This window comes from Paraburkholderia sp. RCC_158, assembly GCF_041355255.1.
GTDB classification, from domain to species: domain Bacteria; phylum Pseudomonadota; class Gammaproteobacteria; order Burkholderiales; family Burkholderiaceae; genus Paraburkholderia; species Paraburkholderia graminis.
Genome location: NZ_JBFUPM010000003.1, coordinates 528,492 through 548,083 on the forward strand (window position 1 = coordinate 528,492; position 19,592 = coordinate 548,083).

The window sequence follows — 19,592 nt, forward strand, 5'->3', positions numbered from 1 at the left end:
CCTGGCGCAGCGCGCTTTTGAAGCACGTCCCCTCGCGGGCGCGCAAACAACACTGGAAACACTGGAGATTCAGACACATGGCAAAGATCGGTTTCATCGGGCTCGGCATCATGGGCGCGCATATGGCGCGCAACCTTCTCAAGGGCGGGCACACGCTGTTCGTGAACGGCGCGTATCCGGTGCCGGAAGACCTGGGCAAGAGCACGAACGTGGTGGCCGATTCCACCGCCGTCGCGCGAGCCGCCGACATCGTCATCATCATGGTGCCCGACACGCCTGACGTTGCCAACGTGCTGTTCGCCGACGACGGCGTCGCCGCCGGTCTAACAGCGGGCAAACTCGTGATCGACATGAGCTCGATCTCGCCGCTCGACACGCAGGCGTTCGCGAAGAAGATCAATGCGCTCGGCGTCGACTATCTCGATGCGCCGGTGTCCGGCGGCGAGGTCGGCGCACGCGAGGCCACGCTCACGATCATGGTCGGCGGCCCTGAAAAAGCGTTCGCGCAGGCCAAGCCGCTCTTTGAACTGATGGGCAAGAACATCTCGCTGATCGGCGATAACGGCGCGGGTCAAACGTGCAAGGTCGCGAACCAGATCATCGTCGCGTTGAACATCGAGGCCGTGGCCGAAGCGCTGCTGTTCGCGTCGCGCTCGGGCGCCGACCCGGAACGTGTACGCAAGGCATTGATGGGCGGCTTCGCTTCGTCGCGCATTCTCGAAGTACATGGCGAGCGCATGACGAAGCGCACGTTCAATCCGGGCTTCAGGATTGAACTGCATCAAAAGGATCTGAACCTCGCACTCGACGGCGCACGCAAGCTCGGCATCGCGCTGCCGCATACCGCAAGCGCGCAGCAACTGTTCAGCGTGTGCGCGGCGAACGGCGGCAAGGCGTGGGATCACTCGGCGATGGTTCGCGCGCTCGAGATCATGGCCAACTATGAAGTCGCGCAGGCGCCGGATAGCGAGGCGAAAGCGGCCTGATGTCGCAAGGTTGCTTCGCGGCTTGCGGAGCGCAGTAACACGATTGCCGCCGACGCCGCTTCCTTCGGCACGTCACGGCAATTTAATGCGGGGCGCCTGTTCCGTCGCGCGGCATCGTGGCGGAGCGGGCAAATCGAGCCGCTCTGGGCTGAGAGCGGCAAAGTGGGGTCCGCAGCGGCACCCGGCGGCGCCGGGGAAGCCTTGGTCGGTCAGACGTCGTCGTCGGGTGTCCGGCTGTCGGATTCATCGTTATGCGCTTTCCGCCAATCTCTCGCAGCAGGTGCGCCATGCGCGCCGCCTGCCAGCGCCTGTCTTTGCAGATTGCCTCGCACGTTGGCTCGCAAGTCCGCTTGCATTTGCTTGCAACTCCGCGTCCGCGGCACGACCTTTTTTGACACTTCGGTCCGCGCTTTTCTCCTACACTCCCTGAGTCTGGTTGCGGGCGTATCGGCGATCACGTACGGCTTGCCGATCATTGCGGCGCATGTGCCCTGCTTCGTTCGCCCGAGTCGAAACGACTTGCAACGACTCGCAACCAGTGTTCAACCCGTGAGCGGTATGTGCTTGCGCCGGTAACCCATCTGCAAAGGATTCAGAATGAGCATCTTTGGTGACATCGTGAACAAGCTCTTCGGCAAAGCGAAGCCCGACCAGCCCGCACCGGCAGTCGAGCCGACACCGGACCCGGCAGCGGCGCAAGCTGCCGCACCGCAGGCTGCACCGGCGCCCGCGCCGCTGGCCGATGTGGACGTCGCTGCCGTGATGGACCAGTTCGTCAGCGAGAGCGGCCAAACGTTGAACTGGCGCACGTCGATCGTCGACACGCTGAAGGCGCTCGGCGTGGACAGCAGCCTCGAGCATCGCAAGGAACTCGCACGCGAACTGAAGTACAGCGGCGACACGAACGATTCGGCGAGCATGAATGTCTGGCTGCACAAGCAGGTAATGCAAGCGCTGGCGGCGAACGGCGGCAAGTTGCCCGCGGATCTGGCGGACTGACGCCCATCGCGACAAACGTCAAGCTCAAACGATAACGCGGCGCCAGGTCGATGACCTGAGCGCCGCGTTGTCATTTGACGTTCATCTGCGGGACACGTTTCCGACTTTGAATCGGGCCGCTCGCGCGAGATCGATCAGTACGTATCGAACGCCTTTTGCAGTGCAACCGGCCCCGCGCCGCCCGCGGCCAACGCGAGCATCAACAGCACGCGCGCCTTGTACGGATTGAGCGAGCCGGCGCTGACGAAACCGAGTGCATCGTCGGCGGCTGCGCCGTTGCGCATCACATGTCCCGAACCCACGCGCGACGAACGCACGACGGCGACGCCCTGCGACGCTGCATCGGCGAGTGCCTGCGCAAGCGACGCGTGAATCGAACCGTTGCCCGTGCCCGCCACCACGATGCCGCGCACGCCGGCTGTCACGAATGCATCCACGGCGATACGCGATACGCCCGCATAGCTCGCGACGATCTCCACATGCGGCCAGTTCGCGCCGATCACGAACTCGGTCGCGCGCGTATGCGGACGCACGACGCTGCGCTGAAACTCGACGCGCCCGTCCTGCACCCAGCCCAGCGCGCCTATTTCCGGCGACTGGAACGCATCGACGGCATAGGTGCTCGTCTTGACCACGTCGCGCGCGCTGTGAATCCTGTTGTTGAACGCGACGAGCACTCCCTGCCCGCGTGCGGCCGGATTCGCTGCAACGGTGACCGCATTCAGCAGATTCAGCGGACCATCCGCCGACAACGCGGACGCCGGACGCATCGCGGCGGTCAGCACGACCGGCTTATCCGACTTGACGGTCAGATGCAGCAGATAGGCCGTTTCCTCGAGCGTGTCCGTGCCGTGCGTGATGACGACGCCGTCGATGTCGTCGGCGGCAAGCAGCGTGTTGATGCGTTGCGCGAGCGTGGTCCATAGCGGCATCGCCATGTCCTTGCTGTCGATGCTCGCAATCTGCTCGGGCGCGATGCGCGCCACCGTCGACAACGCCGGCACCACGGAGAGCAATTGTTCGACGCCGACCACGCCGGCCTGATAGCCGGAAGTGTTGGTGGCGTCCGGGGCGGCGCCGGCAATCGTGCCGCCGGTCGCCAGCACGGCGATGCGCGGCAGCGGCGCCACAGCGCTTGATGAAGAAGAGGAAGTCAGTGTGTTCATGGCGGCGATTGTAAGCGATGATGCGCCGTCCTCTCGCGCCGTTGAAGTCCTCACAAACCCTTTGATCGCTTAAGCGGATCGTTTAAGCGGATCGCTTAAACAACCGCGCGCTCACACCGCCTCGCGCAATTGCACGGCGATTTCCGCCTCCGTCAATTGCGGCGCGAACATCTCGATCAGCCGGTACGCGTACGCGCGCAGGAACGCGCCCTTGCGCAAGCCGACGCGCGTCGTGCTCGCTTCGAACAGATGCTGCGTATCGAGCGCGACCAGTTCCGTGTCGCGCTTCGGGTCATAGGCCATTGCGGCCACCACGCCGATGCCCATGCCGAGTTCGACGTAGGTCTTGATCACGTCGGCGTCGATCGCGGTCAGCACCACGTCGGGCAGCGCGCCCGCTTTCGCGAACGCCTGGTCGATATGCGAGCGGCCCGTGAAGTCCTGGTCATACGTGACGATCGGGAATTCGGCGATTTCGTCGAGCGTCAGATTCGGGCGGCCGACGAGCGGATGATCCTTCGGCACGACCACGACGTGATGCCACGAATAGCACGGGAACGTAACGATGTCCGGGAAACGGTCGAGCGCCTCGGTCGAGATGCCGATGTCCGCCTCGCCGTTGATGATCATCTGCGCGATCTGCTGCGGGCTGCCCTGACGCAGCGCGAGATGCACCTTCGGGAACACCTCGGTGAACTGGCGAATCACTTTCGGCAGCGCGTAGCGCGCCTGCGTGTGGGTGGTCGCGACCACGAGGTGGCCGCTGTCCTGATCCGCGAACTGGCGCGCCACGCGGCGCAGATTCTCCGCGTCGAGCAGCATCCGCTCGATCAGTTGATGCACCGCCTTGCCAGGTTCCGTGAGGCCGGTGAGCCGCTTGCCGCGTCGAATGAAGATGTCGACGCCGAGCTCGTCTTCCAGATCCTTGATCTGTTTCGATACGCCCGACTGCGACGTGTACAGCACGTTCGCCACTTCGGTCAGGTTCATGTTCTGACGCACGGCCTCGCGCACGAAGCGCAGTTGCTGGAAGTTCATGTTGAAGTGTCCGGTTCAGCGAAAGTTGAATTATTGGAGTGGGTCGCGTTGGATCGAATCGGGTCGCGCGTGGGTGCTCGCGCGCTCATTGCGCCGGAAATACGCGCAGCGCGCGCGGCACGGCCGTCACGCCGTCGCCGACCGCGAGTTGCAGCTCGCGCCATGATTCGCGATCGAGTTCGGCTTCGAGCAGATTGCCTTCGCGGCCCGCGAGTTCCACTCGCACCGAGCCGCCCAGCGTCACGACACGCCGCACATCGACGACGATACCTTCGCGGTGCCCCGCCGACTGCGGATACAACTGCAGATCGTGCGGACGCACATAGGCGAAAGCCGGGCCGCTGAAGTCGGTGCTGATCGCAACCGGCAACGCCGCGCCGTCCACCACGAAACCCCTTGCGTCGACCTTGCCGTGCAGCCGGTTGGCCGCGCCGAGAAACTCATAGACGAACGAGGTTTGCGGATGGTCGTACACGTCTTGCGGACTGCCGACCTGCTCCACGTGTCCATGATTCAGCACGACGATGCGGTCCGCCACTTCGAGCGCCTCTTCCTGATCGTGCGTGACGAAGATCGTCGAGATATGGAGGTCGTCGTGCAAACGCCGCAGCCAGCTACGCAGTTCCTTGCGCACTTTTGCATCGAGCGCGCCGAACGGTTCGTCGAGCAGCAGCACTTTCGGTTCGACGGCGAGCGCGCGAGCGAGCGCGATGCGTTGCCGCTGGCCGCCCGACAGCTCCGACGGATAGCGTTGCGCGAGCCAGTCGAGTTGCACGAGCTTGAGCAGCTCATGCACCTTTTCGCGGATCACCGCTTCCGACGGCCGCTCTTTTCTCGGCTTCACGCGCAGCCCGAACGCCACGTTCTCGAACACCGTCATGTGACGGAACAGCGCGTAATGCTGGAACACGAAGCCCACTTCGCGCTCGCGCGCGCCGACCGTGGCGACGTCCTGGCCTTGCAGTTCGACCTGGCCGCCATCCGCGTATTCGAGGCCGGCGATCACGCGCAGCAAGGTGGTCTTGCCACAACCCGAGGGCCCGAGCAGCGCAACCAGTTCGCCCGGCGGAAAATCGAGCGAGACGTTATCGAGCGCGACGAAATCGCCGAAGCGCTTTTGCAGGTTACGTACGGTGATACCCATTACAGCTCTCCTTGCTTGAGCGGGTGTTGCTGCGAGACTGATGTTTTGAGCGGCCTGGAGCCAGACGACGAGGCTGATGACGACGCTGCGGACGACGACGCCGACAGCGCCGACGGCAGCGTGACAGGACCAGCATGTGCGGGCACGTCGCGCACGTCCGACAATTCCGCCGACATATGACGCTCGGCGAGCAGCTTGAGCGCCAGCGTCACGAGCGCGAGCAACGCCAGCACCGACGCCACGGCAAACGCCGCCGAGAAGTTGTATTCGTTGTAGAGAATTTCGACGTGCAGCGGCATCGTGTCGGTCTGCCCGCGAATGTGGCCCGACACCACCGACACCGCGCCGAATTCGCCCATCGCCCGCGCGTTGCACAGAATCACGCCGTACAGCAGGCCCCATTTCACATTGGGCAGCGTAACGCGGCGGAAAATCTGCCAGCCGGACGCGCCGAGCACGTGCGCGGCTTCTTCCTCGTCGTTGCCTTGCGCCTGCATCAGCGGAATCAATTCGCGCGCGACGAACGGGAACGTGACGAAGATCGTCGCGAGCACGATGCCCGGCACCGCGAAAATGATCTGTATGTTGTGCGCCTGCAGCCACGGACCGAACCATCCCTGCGCGCCGAACATCAACACGTAGATGAGACCCGAGATCACCGGCGAAACGGAAAACGGCAAATCGATCAGCGTGGTCAGCAGCGCCTTGCCGCGAAACTCGAACTTCGCGATGCACCACGAGGCCGCGAGGCCGAACACGAGATTGAGCGGCACCGCGATCGCAGCGGTAATCGCCGTGAGCTTGATGGCGGCGAGCGCATCCGGGTCCGCGAGCGACTCCAGATAGAAGCCGAGCCCCTTGCTCAACGCCTGATAAAACACCGCGACGAGCGGCACGACGAGAAAGAGCGCGAGAAACAGCAGCGCGATGCCAATGAGAATCCAGCGCACCACGGGCGGCTCGGTCACCGGATCGGGCCGGCGCGCTGCATTCAGCGGCGCGCGCGCAGGCGCGGCGTGCGCGTCAACACTGTTGGCGCCGTCGCCAGGCTTGAGGCTATCGACAGACTGGCGGCTCATTGCACACCTCCGCCAATCGCCGCGACGCTCGTCACGCTCGCTGCGGGCGCGGGACCGGAACCGCCGCGGCTCGTGCGGCGCTGCAAGTACCACTGCAACGTGTTGATGAAAAGCAGCATCAGGAACGAGACGACGAGCATCACCACGGCAAGCGCGGTCGCGCCGGCATAGTCGTATTGCTCGAGCTTCGTGATGATGAGAAGCGACGTGATCTCCGACTTCATCGGCACATTCCCGGCGATGAAAATGACCGAGCCGTATTCGCCGAGCGCCCGCGCGAACGCGAGCGCGAAGCCCGTCAGCAACGCCGGGAAAACCGCCGGCAGCACGACGCGGCGAAACGTCAGCCAGCGCGACGCGCCGAGGCAGGCGGCGGCCTCTTCCTGTTCGCGCTCGAACTCCTCGAGCACCGGCTGCACCGTGCGCACGACGAACGGCAAGCCGATGAACGTCAGCGCGACCAGCACGCCCACCGGCGTGAAGGCCACCTTCAGGCCGAGCGGCTCGAGAAACTGTCCGATCCAGCCGTTGCCCGCATAAACGGCCGCGAGCGAAATGCCGGCCACCGACGTCGGCAGCGCGAACGGCAGATCGACCACCGCGTCGACGATGCGCTTGAACGGAAACGTGTAGCGCACTAGCACCCACGCGACCAGAAAGCCGAACACCGCGTTGATCAGCGCGCCGCCGAGCGCGGAAAAAAACGTCAGCCGGTATGAAGCGAGCACGCGCGGCGAGCTGACCGCGCGCACGAACTGGCTCCAGTCGAGGGTCGCCGTTTTCAGAAAAGTCGCCGCGAGCGGAATGAGCACCACGAGGCTCAGATAAGCCACCGTGATGCCGAGGGTCAGGCCAAAACCGGGCAACGCGCTCGGCTTTCGGAAGGTCAACGTCGTCATGCTCGTACTCTTTCAGTTGATGCTCGTGTTGCAGGCCTCGGCGTCCCGATCGGCCAAAAGCGCGCCCGCGGCGCGCTCCTTCGCGACGCCTGACGGCGCGTCGCGTTTGCCCTGTCCGCGCCGGGTTGCGGCGCGGACCTGGACGATGCTACTTACTGCGGCTGATAGATCGAATCGAACACGCCGCCGTCGGCAAAGTGCGTCTTTTGCGCGTTGGTCCAGCCGCCGAACGAATCGTCGACCGTGTAGAGCTTCAGCTTCGGAAACTTCGCGGTCAACTCGGCCGGCACCTTGTTCGAACGCGGACGGTAGAAGTTCTTCGCGGCGATTTCCTGGCCTTCCTGGCTGTACAGGAAGTTTAGATACGCCTCGGCGAGCTTGCGCGTGCCGTGCTTGTCGACGACCTTGTCCACCACCGCGACCGGCGGCTCGGCCAGAATACTCACCGACGGCACGACGATTTCGAACTTGTCCGTGCCGAATTCCTTGATCGACAGGAACGCCTCGTTTTCCCACGCGATCAGCACGTCGCCGATGCCGCGTTGCACGAAGCTGGTGGTCGCGCCGCGCGCGCCCGAATCGAGCACGCCCGCGTTCTTGTAGAGCTTGCCGACGAATTCCTTGGCCTTCTGGTCGTTGCCGCCCGGCTGATGCGCGGCGTACGCCCACGCGGCCAGGTAGTTCCAGCGCGCGCCGCCCGAGGTCTTCGGATTCGGCGTCACGATCGACACGCCCGGCTTCGTCAGATCGTCCCAATCCTTAATGTGCTTGGGGTTGCCCTTGCGCACCAGGAACACGATCGTCGACGTATAAGGCGATGCGTTGTCGGGCAGGCGCTTCTGCCAGTTCTTGTCGATCAAGCCCTTGTTGGCGAGCGCGTCGATGTCGTAGGCGAGCGCAAGCGTCACGACGTCGGCCTGCAGGCCGTCGAGCACCGAGCGAGCCTGCGCGCCCGAGCCGCCATGCGACTGCTTGAACGTGATGGTTTCGCCGGTCTTCGCCTTCCACTCCTTGCCGAACGCCTGGTTCACGTCCTGATAGAGCTCACGGGTCGGGTCGTAGGAAACGTTCAGCAGCGTGTTGTCGGCGGCTTGCGCCTGGCCGATTGTGCCGATCACGCCGAGCGCGGCCGCCGCGCCGAATGCGAGCGCGGCGATGAGGGTCCGCGCCTTATGGGTTGTCCGTGCCCGCCCCGTGTTGCGATGATTCATGTCCTGTTCTCCGCGTGTTGGTCCGCTAAAGCTGCGAGTGGTGTTGTTTTGCGTCGGGTCACGTGCACATGAGCGCGACTGGAGGCCAGTCTATCGAAGGGCTTTCATCATTAAAAATAATGTTTCCTCATTTTTTAATACGCAAAAGTGGTAATGACAGCCAGACAAGGCGTTGCGGCATGCAAACCGATGTTTTGACGTCGATTGACGACGTTACAGCGCGGTGCTTGAGCGCGAACTTAAAGTAAAGCTTGAATTGCGCCGAATACTGTATAAAAATACAGTCACCTGTTCATACATACAGTGGCGCCATGACAAAACTCACCGCACGACAGCAGCAGGTTTTCGATCTGATCCGCCGGGCGATCGAACGCACCGGCTTTCCGCCCACCCGCGCAGAGATCGCCGCCGAGCTGGGCTTCAGCTCTGCCAACTCGGCCGAAGAGCATTTGCGGGCGCTTGCCCGCAAGGGCGTGATCGAACTCGCCGCCGGCGCGTCGCGCGGCATCCGTCTGCTGCCCAGCCAGGACTTCGGGCAGGACGGCACGCAGCATCAGTTCACGCTGCCGCATCCGAGCATCATGCAACTGTCGCTGCCGCTCATCGGGCGGGTCGCGGCCGGTAGCCCGATCCTCGCGCAGGAACATATCGCGCAGCACTATGCGTGCGACCCGGCGCTGTTCTCGAGCAAGCCCGACTACCTGCTGAAGGTGCGCGGCCTGTCCATGCGCGACGCGGGCATCTTCGACGGCGACCTGCTCGCGGTGCAGAAAAGAAGCGAGGCGAAAGACGGCCAGATCATCATTGCCCGCCTCGGCGACGACGTCACGGTCAAGCGCCTGAAGCGCCGGCCCAACGGTATAGAGCTGATCGCCGAGAACCCCGATTACGAGAACATCTTTGTCGAGACAGGCAGTGCGGACTTCGCGCTGGAAGGCATTGCTGTCGGTCTGATTCGCCCCGGCGAGTTCTGATCGCGCCTGCCGGGTTGGTCGCCTGTCAGTACACCGTACACAGGCGGATCAACCCTCGCCTGCCACTCACTACCGCAGCACACACGTTGAATCGCCCGGAGAGCCTCATGGAACGCCTTGCCCGCCTGTTGCCGTTTCGCCAGTTCGGCCGTTTGCGCCATCTGCGCAAACTGGTGCCCTGCTCACTGATTGAAGCATCCACGGCCGCCACTGCGTCGCTGTTCGACTCGCCGGTGAACGGCTCCGGTGCGCATGCCGCTTCGTCATCTTTACAGGCGTCTTTGTTGCCGTCGTCGTTGCCGGCGTTCGCGCGGGTGTCGCTGAATTCCGGGCTCAATACCGCGGAGCCGGCGCGCCGTGCGCCGGTACGGGTTTATCACGGGCCGTCGCGGCTCATCATGGTCGGCACCATGGACGCGGTGTGCAGAATGATCGACCGTTGCATCGCCGACGAAACCAACGTCCAGGGCGCGGTGTTCGAGTCCTGATGTGCGGTAAGGTGTGCGGGCGCGTTGCGGGAAACGTCGTTCGTCGCATCGAACGAGAATCATGAGTGGGGATCGTTTCGGCGCAACGCCGGTCCACGTTCGATCACACCTGATGGAGAATCCCGGCCCATGGCAGCAGTATCAATACGCAAGAAGCGCGGTGCTCGTCCGCTTGTCGTCGCGCTGATCGTCATCGCGATAATCGCCGGCTTGGGCTTTGGCTATGCATCGCCGTATATCGCGCTCAACAACCTCAAACGCGCCGCCGACGCGCGCGACGCGCAGACGGTGAATCAGTACGTCGATTTCCCGGCGTTGCGCGAAAGCCTCAAGCAGCAGGTGACGGGTTTGCTGACGCGGCGGCTCGACTCGCGCGGAAACGGCAACCCGTTGGCCGCGATCGGCGCGATGATCGGCGTCGCATTGATCGGCCCGCTAGTCGATGCGTATGCGACGCCCGACGGCGTGGCCGCGTTGCTCAACGGCATGCCGCCGCGCGGCGTACCGGGCGAACGGCCGCCCGCGCCGCCGGCTGCGAGCAATCCGGCTGCGGGAAATGGATCTGCGCCGGGAGTGCCGGGCAGCGCTAATAATGTCGATCAAAGCGGCGCGGATCAAAGAACCGGCAGTGGCGCCAACTCCGGTGGAGAAGGCAACGCGGCGCATGGCGCCACGCCGCCGCAGCCGCCGGAAACCACCGCCGGTTATCGCGGCATCAACGAATTCGTCGTTACATACCAGCACGGCGCCGGCGACGCGCGTTACTCCGCGATCTTCCTGCGCGAAGGCCTGTTCACGTGGAAGCTGGCCGCGGTCAATCTGAACGAGTGAGAGGGAGCGCGGCGCTTGGGCGTTGGAGTTCGCGAATTCGACAGCCGCACTCGCACCGCGAAGCTCGCAAGCGCGAGCCGTGTGCTCAGGCCGCCTCTTGCTGCTGCTCCTGCGCCGATGAACACGCCACCAGGATACTGCACGACACGCGGTCGAGCAGCGGCGTGTTGCCCGCGCCCATCCACCATCGGGACAAGCCGGTGCGGCAGCGGTGGCCGACCACTACGAGGTCGACATGCAGTTCATTGGCGAGATTGGCGATCTCGTCGATCGGATGGCCGAACGCAAAGTGCCCTTGAGCCCGCACGCCGCGCTCCGTCAGCCAGTCCACGCCTTCTTGCAGAATGTCCCGCGCGGTCTTTTCGAAGCTGCCGCACGCGACGTCGGTCAGCAGGCCCGCGCTTTGCGCGATGCTCGAGCGCATGTCCACGACCGAGAGCAGATGCGTTTCCGCTTTGAGGTCCAGCGCAAGATCGGCGCCGCAGCGCAGCGCTTTGCGGCCTTCACGCGAGCCGTCGTAGCACAGCAGGATTTTCTGGTAGCTCGCCATGGTATTTCCCCTTTCCGCAAAAGCGCGGTCTGAGTTAATCATGGTGCGCCGCAATTCAGCTTGCAAGGGATGGAAAACGCTAAGTGCAACTCGTGCGTGCCCCTGCCTTGTGCATACGAGCTTCGCGCCGTTGCGACAGCGTCGGCGGCGTTCATGCGGCGGTGCAAGAAGCGGCTCTGAGCGCGCGCCGCAGCGGCCACCCGTTCGCAGCCGATGGCCTAGAATGAGCAGCCTTCCCGGCCATTCACGCCTTTTCCGTGACGTCGATCTCATTCATGCCCGACACCGCCATCCAGTTCGACCAGGTTGAAAAAAGCTACGGCGAAAAGAAGGTAGTCGACGGACTGTCGTTTCACGTCGACACCGGCGAATGTTTTGGCCTGCTCGGACCAAACGGCGCGGGCAAGACGACCACGCTGCGCATGCTGCTCGGCATCGCCGCGCCTGACGCCGGCGCGATCCATCTGTGCGGCGAGCCGATTCCAGGCCGCGCGCGCGTAGCGCGGGCACGCGTCGGCGTCGTGCCGCAGTTCGATAACCTCGACCCGGACTTCACCGTCCGCGAGAACCTGCTGGTCTTCGGCCGCTACTTTGGCCTGAGCGGCGCGCAATGCCGCGCAATGGTGCCGTCGCTGCTCGAATTCGCGCGTCTGGAAAGCAAGGCCGACGCGCGCGTGAGCGAGCTGTCGGGCGGCATGAAGCGGCGCCTGACGCTCGCGCGGGCGCTCGTCAACGATCCCGACGTGCTGATCATGGACGAGCCGACCACCGGCCTCGACCCGCAGGCGCGGCATCTGATCTGGGAGCGGCTGCGCTCGCTGCTCGCGCGCGGCAAGACGATCCTGCTGACCACGCATTTCATGGAGGAAGCCGAGCGGTTATGCGACCGGCTGTGCGTGATCGAGGAAGGACGCAAGATCGCGGAAGGCGCGCCGAGGGCGCTGATCGAATCGGAAATCGGTTGCGACGTGATCGAGATTTTCGGCCCCGATCCGCTCGCGTTGCGCGACGAGCTCGCGCCGCTCGCGCAGCGCACGGAAATCAGCGGCGAGACGCTTTTCTGTTACGTGAACGACGCGGCGCCGGTGCACGCGCGGCTCAAGCAGCGCGCGGATCTGCGCTATCTGCATCGTCCGGCGAATCTGGAGGATGTGTTCCTGCGGCTCACGGGCCGCGAGATGCAGGACTGACTTTCGTCGATCCGGCACGAGACACCGAAAGAGACACTAGAGAATCACGGCACCAAACCCCGCACGAGACACGCAATGGATGCACGCACCTACCGAAGCAACGAAGCGAGGCCGCCGAGCCAGGCGCCGCTCGCCGCACTGCCCGCCAACGCGGTCAACTGGATCGCCGTGTGGCGCCGCAACTACCTCGTGTGGAAAAAGCTCGCGCTCGCGTCGATGTTCGGCAATCTCGCCGATCCGATGATCTATCTGTTCGGCCTCGGCTTCGGTCTGGGCTTGATGGTCGGCCGCGTGGATGGCGTGTCGTACATCGCGTTCCTCGCCGCGGGCACGGTCGCGTCGAGCGTGATGATGTCGGCGAGCTTCGAGTCGATGTATTCCGGCTTCTCGCGCATGCACGTACAGCGCACGTGGGAAGCGATCATGCACACGCCGTTGACGCTCGGCGACATCGTGCTCGGCGAAGTGATCTGGGCGGCCAGCAAGTCGGTGCTGTCGGGCGTGGCCATCATGCTCGTGGCGGGCGCGCTCGGCTACGCCAATTTTCCGTCGATGCTGCTGGCGCTGCCCGTCATCGTACTGACGGGACTGGCGTTCGCGAGTGTCGCGATGGTGGTGACCGCGCTCGCCCCGTCGTATGACTTTTTCATGTTTTATCAGACGCTGGTGTTGACGCCGATGCTGCTGCTTTCGGGCGTGTTCTTCCCGATCTCGCAGTTGCCCGCGGCGGCGCGCGGCGCGGCGCAAGTGCTGCCTTTGGCGCACGCCGTCGATCTGCTCCGCCCGGCGATGCTGGCGCGCCCGCTCGATAACGCGTTATCGCATGTCGTCGTGCTGACGGTTTATGCGGTAGGCGGCTTTATTGTGTCGGCGGTGCTGTTCCGGCGCAGGATGATGAAGTAGCGGGCGTCTTCGCGCGCGGTCCTCCAAAGGAGCCGGCGCCCGCGAATGAGCGCGCATGACGGTGATGGCGATGCCGCGGACTCAGTCCTCGTCGTCGGTCCACGGAATGTCGACGTCCGAGATAAACGCGACCGTCGCGAAGGGGCCGCCTTCGTGCCGGCCGATCTTGCCGTCGGCACGCTGCCACTCCACGCGAAACACGGTGCCGGGGTCGTCGGCGATCAGGCGCACGGTGCGAATCTCGTCGGGATCGGCGTCTTCCACGGGACCGTCGAGCGAGATTTGCAGCTCTTGCGGCCACAGGCCGTCGGCGGGATCGTAAATCTTGTCGCCGTCCGGAATCAGCGTGAACGCCTCCACGCCGATGGTCGCCGACGCCTCGACGATCATCTTGGCCAGCGCGCGCAGCAACGCAGTCGCCCGCGCCGAATTCGCCTGACGGATTGCAAGATCCCCGCGCGTCAGCGCCTGCTCGAGTTTTGGGTTTGTTTTTTGTTGAGCCATTCGATGTCCTAGTCCTGGTGCTGTGTTTTGTGCAGCGCGGCGGAACAACCGCCGCGGCTGCCGATTCACGGGCCGAGTCGCATTATTCGCGCGCGCCGTTAACTTACGACGTGCCGGATAAGAAGGACAAGCCCGTACTGCTCACCACAGTTTAGGTCGTGATTTGCCGACAGGCAGGCACATTTGCCTTTCGTTGCATGTCCGTGCGAACTCAGGGCGCGGGGTTCGGCTGCAACTGATGCAATGCGTCGATTTCATCGAGCACATCTTGCGAGAGCTTGACGTCGACGCTCGCAATGTTCTCCTTCAACTGATCGAGCGACGTCGCGCCGATCAGATTGCTCGTCACGAACGGCCGGCTGTTCACGAACGCGAGCGCGAACTGCGCGGGCGACAGACCATGCCGCTTCGCCAGCTCGACGTAGCGCGTGGTGGCCTGAACCGCTTGCGGCTTGCTGTAGCGCTGGAAGCGCTCGAACAGCGAAATGCGCGCGCCTGCCGGACGCGCGCCGCCTTCGTACTTGCCCGACAGCCAGCCGAACGCGAGCGGCGAATACGCGAGCAAGCCGATGTTGTCGCGATGCGCGTACTCGGAGAGCCCGACTTCGTAAGTGCGATTAAGCAGACTGTACGGATTCTGAATACTGACGATGCGCGGCAAGCCGAGCTTCTCCGACGCGCGCAGGAACTGCGCGACGCCCCACGGCGTTTCGTTGGAGACGCCGACATGGCGTACCTTGCCCGCCTTCACGAAATCGGCGAGCACGGAGAGCGTTTCCTCGATGGGCACCGTGTATTCGTCGTCGACCCACGGATAGGCCGGGCGGCCGAACGTCATCGTGTTGCGGTCGGGCCAATGCAACTGGTACAGATCGACGTAATCGGTTTGCAGGCGCTTAAGGCTGTCGTTGAGCGCCTCGGTGAGATTCTTGCGGTCGAACTGATTGGTTTCGCCGCGGATATGACGCGGATTGTGCGGCTGACGCGCGGGTCCGGCGATCTTGGTGGCCAGCACGATCTTCTCGCGTGCGCTGCGATGCTGCGCGAGCCAGGTGCCGATAAAGCGCTCGGTGGAGCCTTGCGTTTCCGCGCGCGGCGGCACCGGATACATCTCCGCCGTATCGATCAGGTTGACGCCGTGATCGAGCGCGTAGTCGATCTGCGCGTGCGCCTCCTGCTCGGTGTTCTGCTCGCCCCACGTCATCGTGCCGAGCCCGATCAGGCTGACCTGTACATCCGAATCGCCGAGTCTGCGGTATTCCATTGAACCTGTCCTATCGGTTGTATGAACATAAACCGCTGACGTTACCACGCCCGCGCGATGCCTGCAGCACAGCTAAAATGCCGTCGTCGCGGGCGTCTGAAGATGCGCCGCGCTCAACCTTCCTTGCGTCGATCGAATCACGATGAATCCCGAACACCTCGAGTTGCTGGTCACGCGCGTCATGCCCTACGGCAAGTACAAGGGCCGCCTGATCGCCGACCTGCCCGGCCACTACCTCAACTGGTTCGCGAGTCAGGGCTTTCCGCCCGGCGAGATCGGACGGCTGCTTGCATTGATGCATGAGATCGACCACAACGGTTTGTCGTCGCTGATCGAGCCTTTGCGCAAGCGCTAACGGCGCGGGCCGCGCTGTAACGCGAGGACACAAATACGGCTGAACTCCCGGGCGCGCGATCTTTCTGACTCTTTAGTGAGGACGTATGGGGACGGGAGACGATCGTGAGCAGACTCTTTGCATCGATGGCATGGCTGGCGATTGCAGCGGGCGTGAGCGGATGCGCGGTCGCGCCCGGCTATGACTACGGCTACGCGCAGCCGTATTACCCCGACTATGGTTATGCGTACGGCGCACCATACGCACCGTACGCGCCGGTATACGGCACGGTCGGGATCTGGGGCGGCTGGGGTGGCTCCTGCTGCTACCACGGCGGCGGCGGCCACTGGCGCGGCGGTGATTGGCATGGCGGCCACGGCGGTGGCGGCTGGCATGGCGGCGGTTATGGTGGATCGCGCGGCGGCAGCTCGTGGAGTGGCGGCGGCGGGCATGGCGGGCGGAGTCATTGAGGCTCGAAGCTCATGCGACGATGGTTGCCGCGATCCGTGCGGTAGAACAAAAGCGGCGTTGTGGTTTCTCACGACGCCGCTTGCAAATGCCTACTGAAGCTTACCGCTGAAATTCTTCGGGTCGCTACGGGGCTCACAAACGAGCCGAACCCAATCGCAATTTCTCCAAGAAGCCGGACCGGGCGGCCGCGCCATGCCTGCGCTCGAGCCGCTGAAATCCTTACCAATTCATGTAGACTCGTCCGCACCGATCCTAAGAAAGATATGGGACATGGGCCTCTACAATATCGCGCCGTACTTTGTCGTCATGGCGGCGTTGTGCTGCCTGTTTGCGCTGCCCCTATTCAGGTTTGTGGACACTGTCGGTGGAGACTCTGGGAGAGTCGTCACCATCGACGGCTTGCGCGGATTCCTGGCTCTGTCCGTCATGATCTACCACGGCCTGATCAGCTATAACTACCAGGCGAATGGCCAATGGATCGCGAGCGACTCCCTTTTCTACAGACCGCTCGGCGGCGTCGCGGTGATGCTCTTTTTCATGATCACAGCCTACCTGTTCTGGACGCGCCTATTGAAGCGTGACGGCCGACCGGACTGGAAAGGACTTTATATCGGTCGTCTTTTCAGGATCGGCCCGCTTTACGTCTTTTCCATTCTGGCAATGACTCTCATCGTATTCTGGCGAACCGGCTTTGAACTGCGAGAACCGTTGGATTCAATGGTCTCGAATCTGGGCCGGTGGTTCGCGCTCGGCCTGAACGACGATATGAAACCGATTAATGGATTCCCGTGGACTATATTCATCCTGATGGGAGTCACATGGAGTATCAAATATGAATGGTGGTTTTACTTCTCACTGATCATCACTGCAATATTTATTCAGCTGAGAATGCACCTGACTTTTGCGGTCGTCGGTCTGGCCGCGTCGTTCGCCCTGATTCTCACAACGCAGTCTGACCTGTGGTGCCTTCCCGCTGCATTTTTTTGTGGCATCTTGACCGCATCACTGTTGCACGAGGGCATCAAGCCGCGGCTCAGCGCTAACTGGATGTCGATCATGGCGCTTACCGCATTAGCGATAATGTTCTCGTTCGCCAGGACACACGCGGGCGTGATCCAGATCGCCCTCATTGGGATTGCCTTTTACCTGATTTGCAGCGGCGCCGACCTGTTCGGCCTGCTTTTGCTGCGGCCCGCGCAGCGCATGGGGCACATCAGCTATGGAATCTACCTGTTGCAAGGCATCCCACTGACGCTTCTTTTCTGGCATGCGCCATTCAAAGCCTGGGCGCTTTTCTCGCCGACGCATTATTGGACAGCGCTACTGATCTGCGCAGCAGTTTTGTGTGTCGCTGCATCGATCACATTTGCGGCAATCGAACGGCCCTTTATCGAACTTGGAAAATCGCTAACTCGCATAGGCAAGCGCGATGCAGTCAAAATCGAGCCGACGCAATCGCCGCAAAGCGTCGGCTCGATGATGAACAAGAACCAGAAATACAAACGCTAGTTCTTTCTCCTGTCCGAGAAATGCGGCCCGGTGTCTACTTGCCCGCGCATTAGCGCCGTCAGGCAGCGCAACGGCTGCTGGCGATGTGCGATAGCGGAAGGGATTGCCCGTTTGTGTTCGACGTCGGCTGTCGGTCTCAAAGCATGCGCGAAGCACCCTGTATGAAGAAGGCATCCGGTCCTCGCCATGCAACGACCCGGGCATCAAGTGTTGGCCGAATTGGTCGCGTAGTGACTACAGTCGGCGATGCATTAGGCGTGCGTCGGCTAATAAGTGTACTATCCCGGTCCGGGTTATTACACTTTCTTACAACGTGATAAAAATAATTTCTGTTGCATGCTTTCTCGCGTGCACCTGCGCCCATGCAGCGGGACCCGAGTGTTACATCACAGATCCGAAGCTGCCTCAATCCTGCGTCGTCGACCCAGCCGCACTGAACCGGTCGGTTATCCAATACGGAGACGATTCGCGCCTTTGGAAAGTTTTCGAGAAAGCCCGGGCGGGTAAACCGATAACCATTGCCGCGATCGGCGGCTCAATCACGCAAGGTGCATGGGCGACGAGTCAGGAAAAAAACTATGTGGGCCGCGTGTTCGGCTGGTGGCGAGCGACCTTTCCGAAAAGCAGGATGAGGCTTGTCAATGCCGGGATCGGCCAGACGAATTCCGAATACGGCGACAAGCGCCTGCAGAAAGACCTACTGAGATACAAGCCAGACTTCGTAATTACCGAGTGGGCAAATAACGATGCCATCACTCCAGAGATGAGAGCGAGCTACAAGCGAGTCGTGCAGCGCATCCTGGCTGCGCCCAATCATCCAGCCGTACTGATGCTTTTCACGATGGATCGTAAGTGGTCAAGCGCGGAAGACAACCAGATCCCAATCGGTCGGGAACTCGGCGTGCCAATGATCGCCCTGCGAGAGGCCATCATGCCTTTGGAGAAGGCCGGGAAATTCGATCCCATGGAGCGCACAGCGGACCCGATCCATCCTAATGACCTTGGCCATCAGATCATCGCTCAGCTTGTCGCATACCGGCTCCAGTCCGGGCTCAACAATATGCACGCGACGTTGTCGGCGAGCAAGTGACAGGAGCACTTATCAATGACACTCGATGATGCTCTTCGGCGTGAAAATAACAACGCGGATCTGTTTCGTTTGATCGCCGCCCTGGCGGTGATATGGGGGCACGCTTTCGCGCTGTCTCCTCGCGAGGGCGAGCATGAGCCAATCGGAGCGCTTTTGGGTTTCGACTACTCCGGCTCGCTTGCGGTCAAGTTTTTCTTCTTCCTCAGTGGGATTCTCGTCACGTCTAGCTGGCTTCGCCAGCCGTCGCCGGTGAAGTTCGCCGTCGCCCGAGTATTCCGCATTTTCCCGGCGCTCATCGTGAGCGGCTCCATTTGCATGCTCGTCATCGGCCCCATGTTGACCTCGCTACCTTTAGGCCAATATTTCGGGAACACCTGGATGTACATCCACATTTTCAAGCAATCCTATATGGGTTACGTGATGCCGGGCGTGTTCCAGAATAATGCATACCAGGATGCGAATGGCTCGCTTTGGACAATCTGCTATGAGCTCCTCATGTATGCAGCGTTACTCGCGCTTGCCATGTGTGGTTTATTGCGATTGAAGGTCGTTGCGGCATTTGCTTGCGGTGCAGTGATCGTTTGGTTTTTGTATCGACCAGACAGCATCTCAATCTTTGGCTTGCCCAACAACAATGATGCTGGACGCCTACCGGCGTTCTTTTCATTTGGCGTCTTGCTGGCACTCTTCAAGGAAAAAATCCGCATCGACGCGCGAGTGGTGCTCGGTACCTATCTCCTTGCATGGCTGCTTCGAAACGGACCAGTGTTTGAATACGCGTTCTATGCTGCCTTCCTGCTGACGCCGCTATGGCTGATGACACTAAGGCCCATCAAAGCGCTTAAACTTCCCGGAGACTATTCATACGGAGTTTACGTTTATGGATGGAGTAGCCCCTTGAATCACCGGACACGGTCTCCCACTTAAAATAGCGGGTAGGCATACGACTGTGTTTTTGACTA

Annotated in this window: 21 protein-coding genes; 12 read left to right on the plus strand and 9 right to left on the minus strand. The window is 62.3% G+C overall.

The window, feature by feature from the left end:
- The first annotated feature begins 77 nt into the window (after nt 1-77).
- Both AB6809_RS09355 and AB6809_RS09360 read left to right on the plus strand, forming a co-directional pair.
- On the plus strand, nt 78-986 hold the full coding sequence (locus AB6809_RS09355; protein ID WP_371026426.1) for a 2-hydroxy-3-oxopropionate reductase: 909 nt from the start codon (nt 78-80) through the stop codon (nt 984-986).
- Nucleotides 987-1,583: 597 nt separating this feature from the next.
- On the plus strand, nt 1,584-1,985 hold the full coding sequence (locus tag AB6809_RS09360) for a DUF3597 domain-containing protein (RefSeq protein WP_006048815.1): 402 nt from the start codon (nt 1,584-1,586) through the stop codon (nt 1,983-1,985).
- A gap of 134 nt (nt 1,986-2,119) precedes the next feature.
- Here the strand turns inward: AB6809_RS09360 and AB6809_RS09365 are convergent, their stop codons facing one another.
- The 6 genes from AB6809_RS09365 to AB6809_RS09390 form a co-directional block, all read right to left on the minus strand.
- Nucleotides 2,120-3,151, minus strand: coding sequence for an asparaginase (locus AB6809_RS09365; RefSeq protein WP_371026427.1), 1,032 nt, complete (start codon nt 3,149-3,151; stop codon nt 2,120-2,122).
- Nucleotides 3,152-3,262: 111 nt separating this feature from the next.
- Nucleotides 3,263-4,189 carry a CysB family HTH-type transcriptional regulator gene (locus AB6809_RS09370; RefSeq protein ID WP_006048813.1) on the minus strand — a complete coding sequence of 309 codons (927 nt, stop codon included), beginning with the start codon at nt 4,187-4,189 and terminating at the stop codon, nt 3,263-3,265.
- 85 nt (nt 4,190-4,274) lie between these two features.
- A complete protein-coding gene (locus AB6809_RS09375) occupies nt 4,275-5,333 on the minus strand; it encodes a sulfate/molybdate ABC transporter ATP-binding protein (protein WP_371026428.1) in 1,059 nt (352 codons plus the stop codon).
- Nucleotides 5,333-6,412 carry a sulfate ABC transporter permease subunit CysW gene (gene cysW / locus AB6809_RS09380; protein ID WP_371026429.1) on the minus strand — a complete coding sequence of 360 codons (1,080 nt, stop codon included), beginning with the start codon at nt 6,410-6,412 and terminating at the stop codon, nt 5,333-5,335. The genes AB6809_RS09375 and cysW overlap by 1 nt, the downstream gene beginning before the upstream one ends.
- Nucleotides 6,409-7,311, minus strand: a complete 903-nt coding sequence (gene cysT, locus AB6809_RS09385; protein ID WP_006048810.1) for a sulfate ABC transporter permease subunit CysT — start codon at nt 7,309-7,311, stop codon at nt 6,409-6,411. Before cysT ends, cysW begins: the two co-directional genes overlap by 4 nt.
- Nucleotides 7,312-7,463: 152 nt before the next feature.
- Nucleotides 7,464-8,522, minus strand: coding sequence for a sulfate ABC transporter substrate-binding protein (locus tag AB6809_RS09390; RefSeq protein WP_371026430.1), 1,059 nt, complete (start codon nt 8,520-8,522; stop codon nt 7,464-7,466).
- Nucleotides 8,523-8,833: 311 nt separating this feature from the next.
- On the opposite strand from AB6809_RS09390, the gene lexA reads away from it, so the two are divergent.
- The 3 genes from lexA to AB6809_RS09405 all read left to right on the plus strand — a co-directional run bounded on the left by lexA (nt 8,834) and on the right by AB6809_RS09405 (nt 10,815).
- Entirely contained in the window at nt 8,834-9,496 is a 663-nt protein-coding gene (gene lexA / locus AB6809_RS09395; protein WP_006048808.1) for a transcriptional repressor LexA, read from the plus strand.
- 107 nt (nt 9,497-9,603) lie between these two features.
- Nucleotides 9,604-9,984 (plus strand): hypothetical protein, encoded by a 381-nt coding sequence (locus AB6809_RS09400; RefSeq protein ID WP_006048807.1) that lies wholly within the window; start codon nt 9,604-9,606, stop codon nt 9,982-9,984.
- Nucleotides 9,985-10,113: 129 nt separating this feature from the next.
- Entirely contained in the window at nt 10,114-10,815 is a 702-nt protein-coding gene (locus AB6809_RS09405; protein ID WP_371026431.1) for a DUF2939 domain-containing protein, read from the plus strand.
- 85 nt (nt 10,816-10,900) lie between these two features.
- On the opposite strand, the gene AB6809_RS09410 is transcribed toward AB6809_RS09405, so the two are convergent.
- Nucleotides 10,901-11,365 carry a universal stress protein gene (locus AB6809_RS09410; RefSeq protein WP_006048805.1) on the minus strand — a complete coding sequence of 155 codons (465 nt, stop codon included), beginning with the start codon at nt 11,363-11,365 and terminating at the stop codon, nt 10,901-10,903.
- Nucleotides 11,366-11,640: 275 nt separating this feature from the next.
- Here AB6809_RS09410 and nodI point away from each other — a divergent pair, with 275 nt between their 5' ends.
- Together nodI and AB6809_RS09420 are read left to right on the plus strand one after the other, a co-directional pair.
- Nucleotides 11,641-12,555, plus strand: a complete 915-nt coding sequence (nodI, locus tag AB6809_RS09415; protein ID WP_006048804.1) for a nodulation factor ABC transporter ATP-binding protein NodI — start codon at nt 11,641-11,643, stop codon at nt 12,553-12,555.
- Between the two features lie 75 nt (nt 12,556-12,630).
- The gene (locus AB6809_RS09420) at nt 12,631-13,458 is read left to right on the plus strand and encodes an ABC transporter permease (RefSeq protein WP_371026432.1); all 828 of its coding nucleotides are present in this window, start codon (nt 12,631-12,633) and stop codon (nt 13,456-13,458) included.
- Between the two features lie 81 nt (nt 13,459-13,539).
- Here AB6809_RS09420 and AB6809_RS09425 read toward each other — a convergent pair whose 3' ends face one another.
- Together AB6809_RS09425 and AB6809_RS09430 are read right to left on the minus strand one after the other, a co-directional pair.
- Nucleotides 13,540-13,962, minus strand: coding sequence for a hypothetical protein (locus AB6809_RS09425; protein WP_006048802.1), 423 nt, complete (start codon nt 13,960-13,962; stop codon nt 13,540-13,542).
- Nucleotides 13,963-14,173: 211 nt separating this feature from the next.
- On the minus strand, nt 14,174-15,226 hold the full coding sequence (locus tag AB6809_RS09430; protein WP_006048801.1) for an NADP(H)-dependent aldo-keto reductase: 1,053 nt from the start codon (nt 15,224-15,226) through the stop codon (nt 14,174-14,176).
- Nucleotides 15,227-15,368: 142 nt separating this feature from the next.
- Here AB6809_RS09430 and AB6809_RS09435 point away from each other — a divergent pair, with 142 nt between their 5' ends.
- The 5 genes from AB6809_RS09435 to AB6809_RS09455 all read left to right on the plus strand — a co-directional run bounded on the left by AB6809_RS09435 (nt 15,369) and on the right by AB6809_RS09455 (nt 19,557).
- Nucleotides 15,369-15,581: a DUF3820 family protein gene (locus AB6809_RS09435; RefSeq protein WP_006048800.1), complete on the plus strand. Its 213-nt coding sequence runs from the start codon at nt 15,369-15,371 to the stop codon at nt 15,579-15,581.
- A gap of 104 nt (nt 15,582-15,685) precedes the next feature.
- Nucleotides 15,686-16,030, plus strand: coding sequence for a hypothetical protein (locus AB6809_RS09440; protein WP_029971355.1), 345 nt, complete (start codon nt 15,686-15,688; stop codon nt 16,028-16,030).
- Nucleotides 16,031-16,301: 271 nt separating this feature from the next.
- Entirely contained in the window at nt 16,302-17,540 is a 1,239-nt protein-coding gene (locus AB6809_RS09445; RefSeq protein WP_371026433.1) for an acyltransferase family protein, read from the plus strand.
- Between the two features lie 313 nt (nt 17,541-17,853).
- Nucleotides 17,854-18,630, plus strand: a complete 777-nt coding sequence (locus tag AB6809_RS09450) for an SGNH/GDSL hydrolase family protein (protein WP_258196111.1) — start codon at nt 17,854-17,856, stop codon at nt 18,628-18,630.
- Nucleotides 18,631-18,645: 15 nt separating this feature from the next.
- Nucleotides 18,646-19,557, plus strand: coding sequence for an acyltransferase family protein (locus AB6809_RS09455; RefSeq protein ID WP_371026434.1), 912 nt, complete (start codon nt 18,646-18,648; stop codon nt 19,555-19,557).
- Nucleotides 19,558-19,592: the final 35 nt, after the last annotated feature.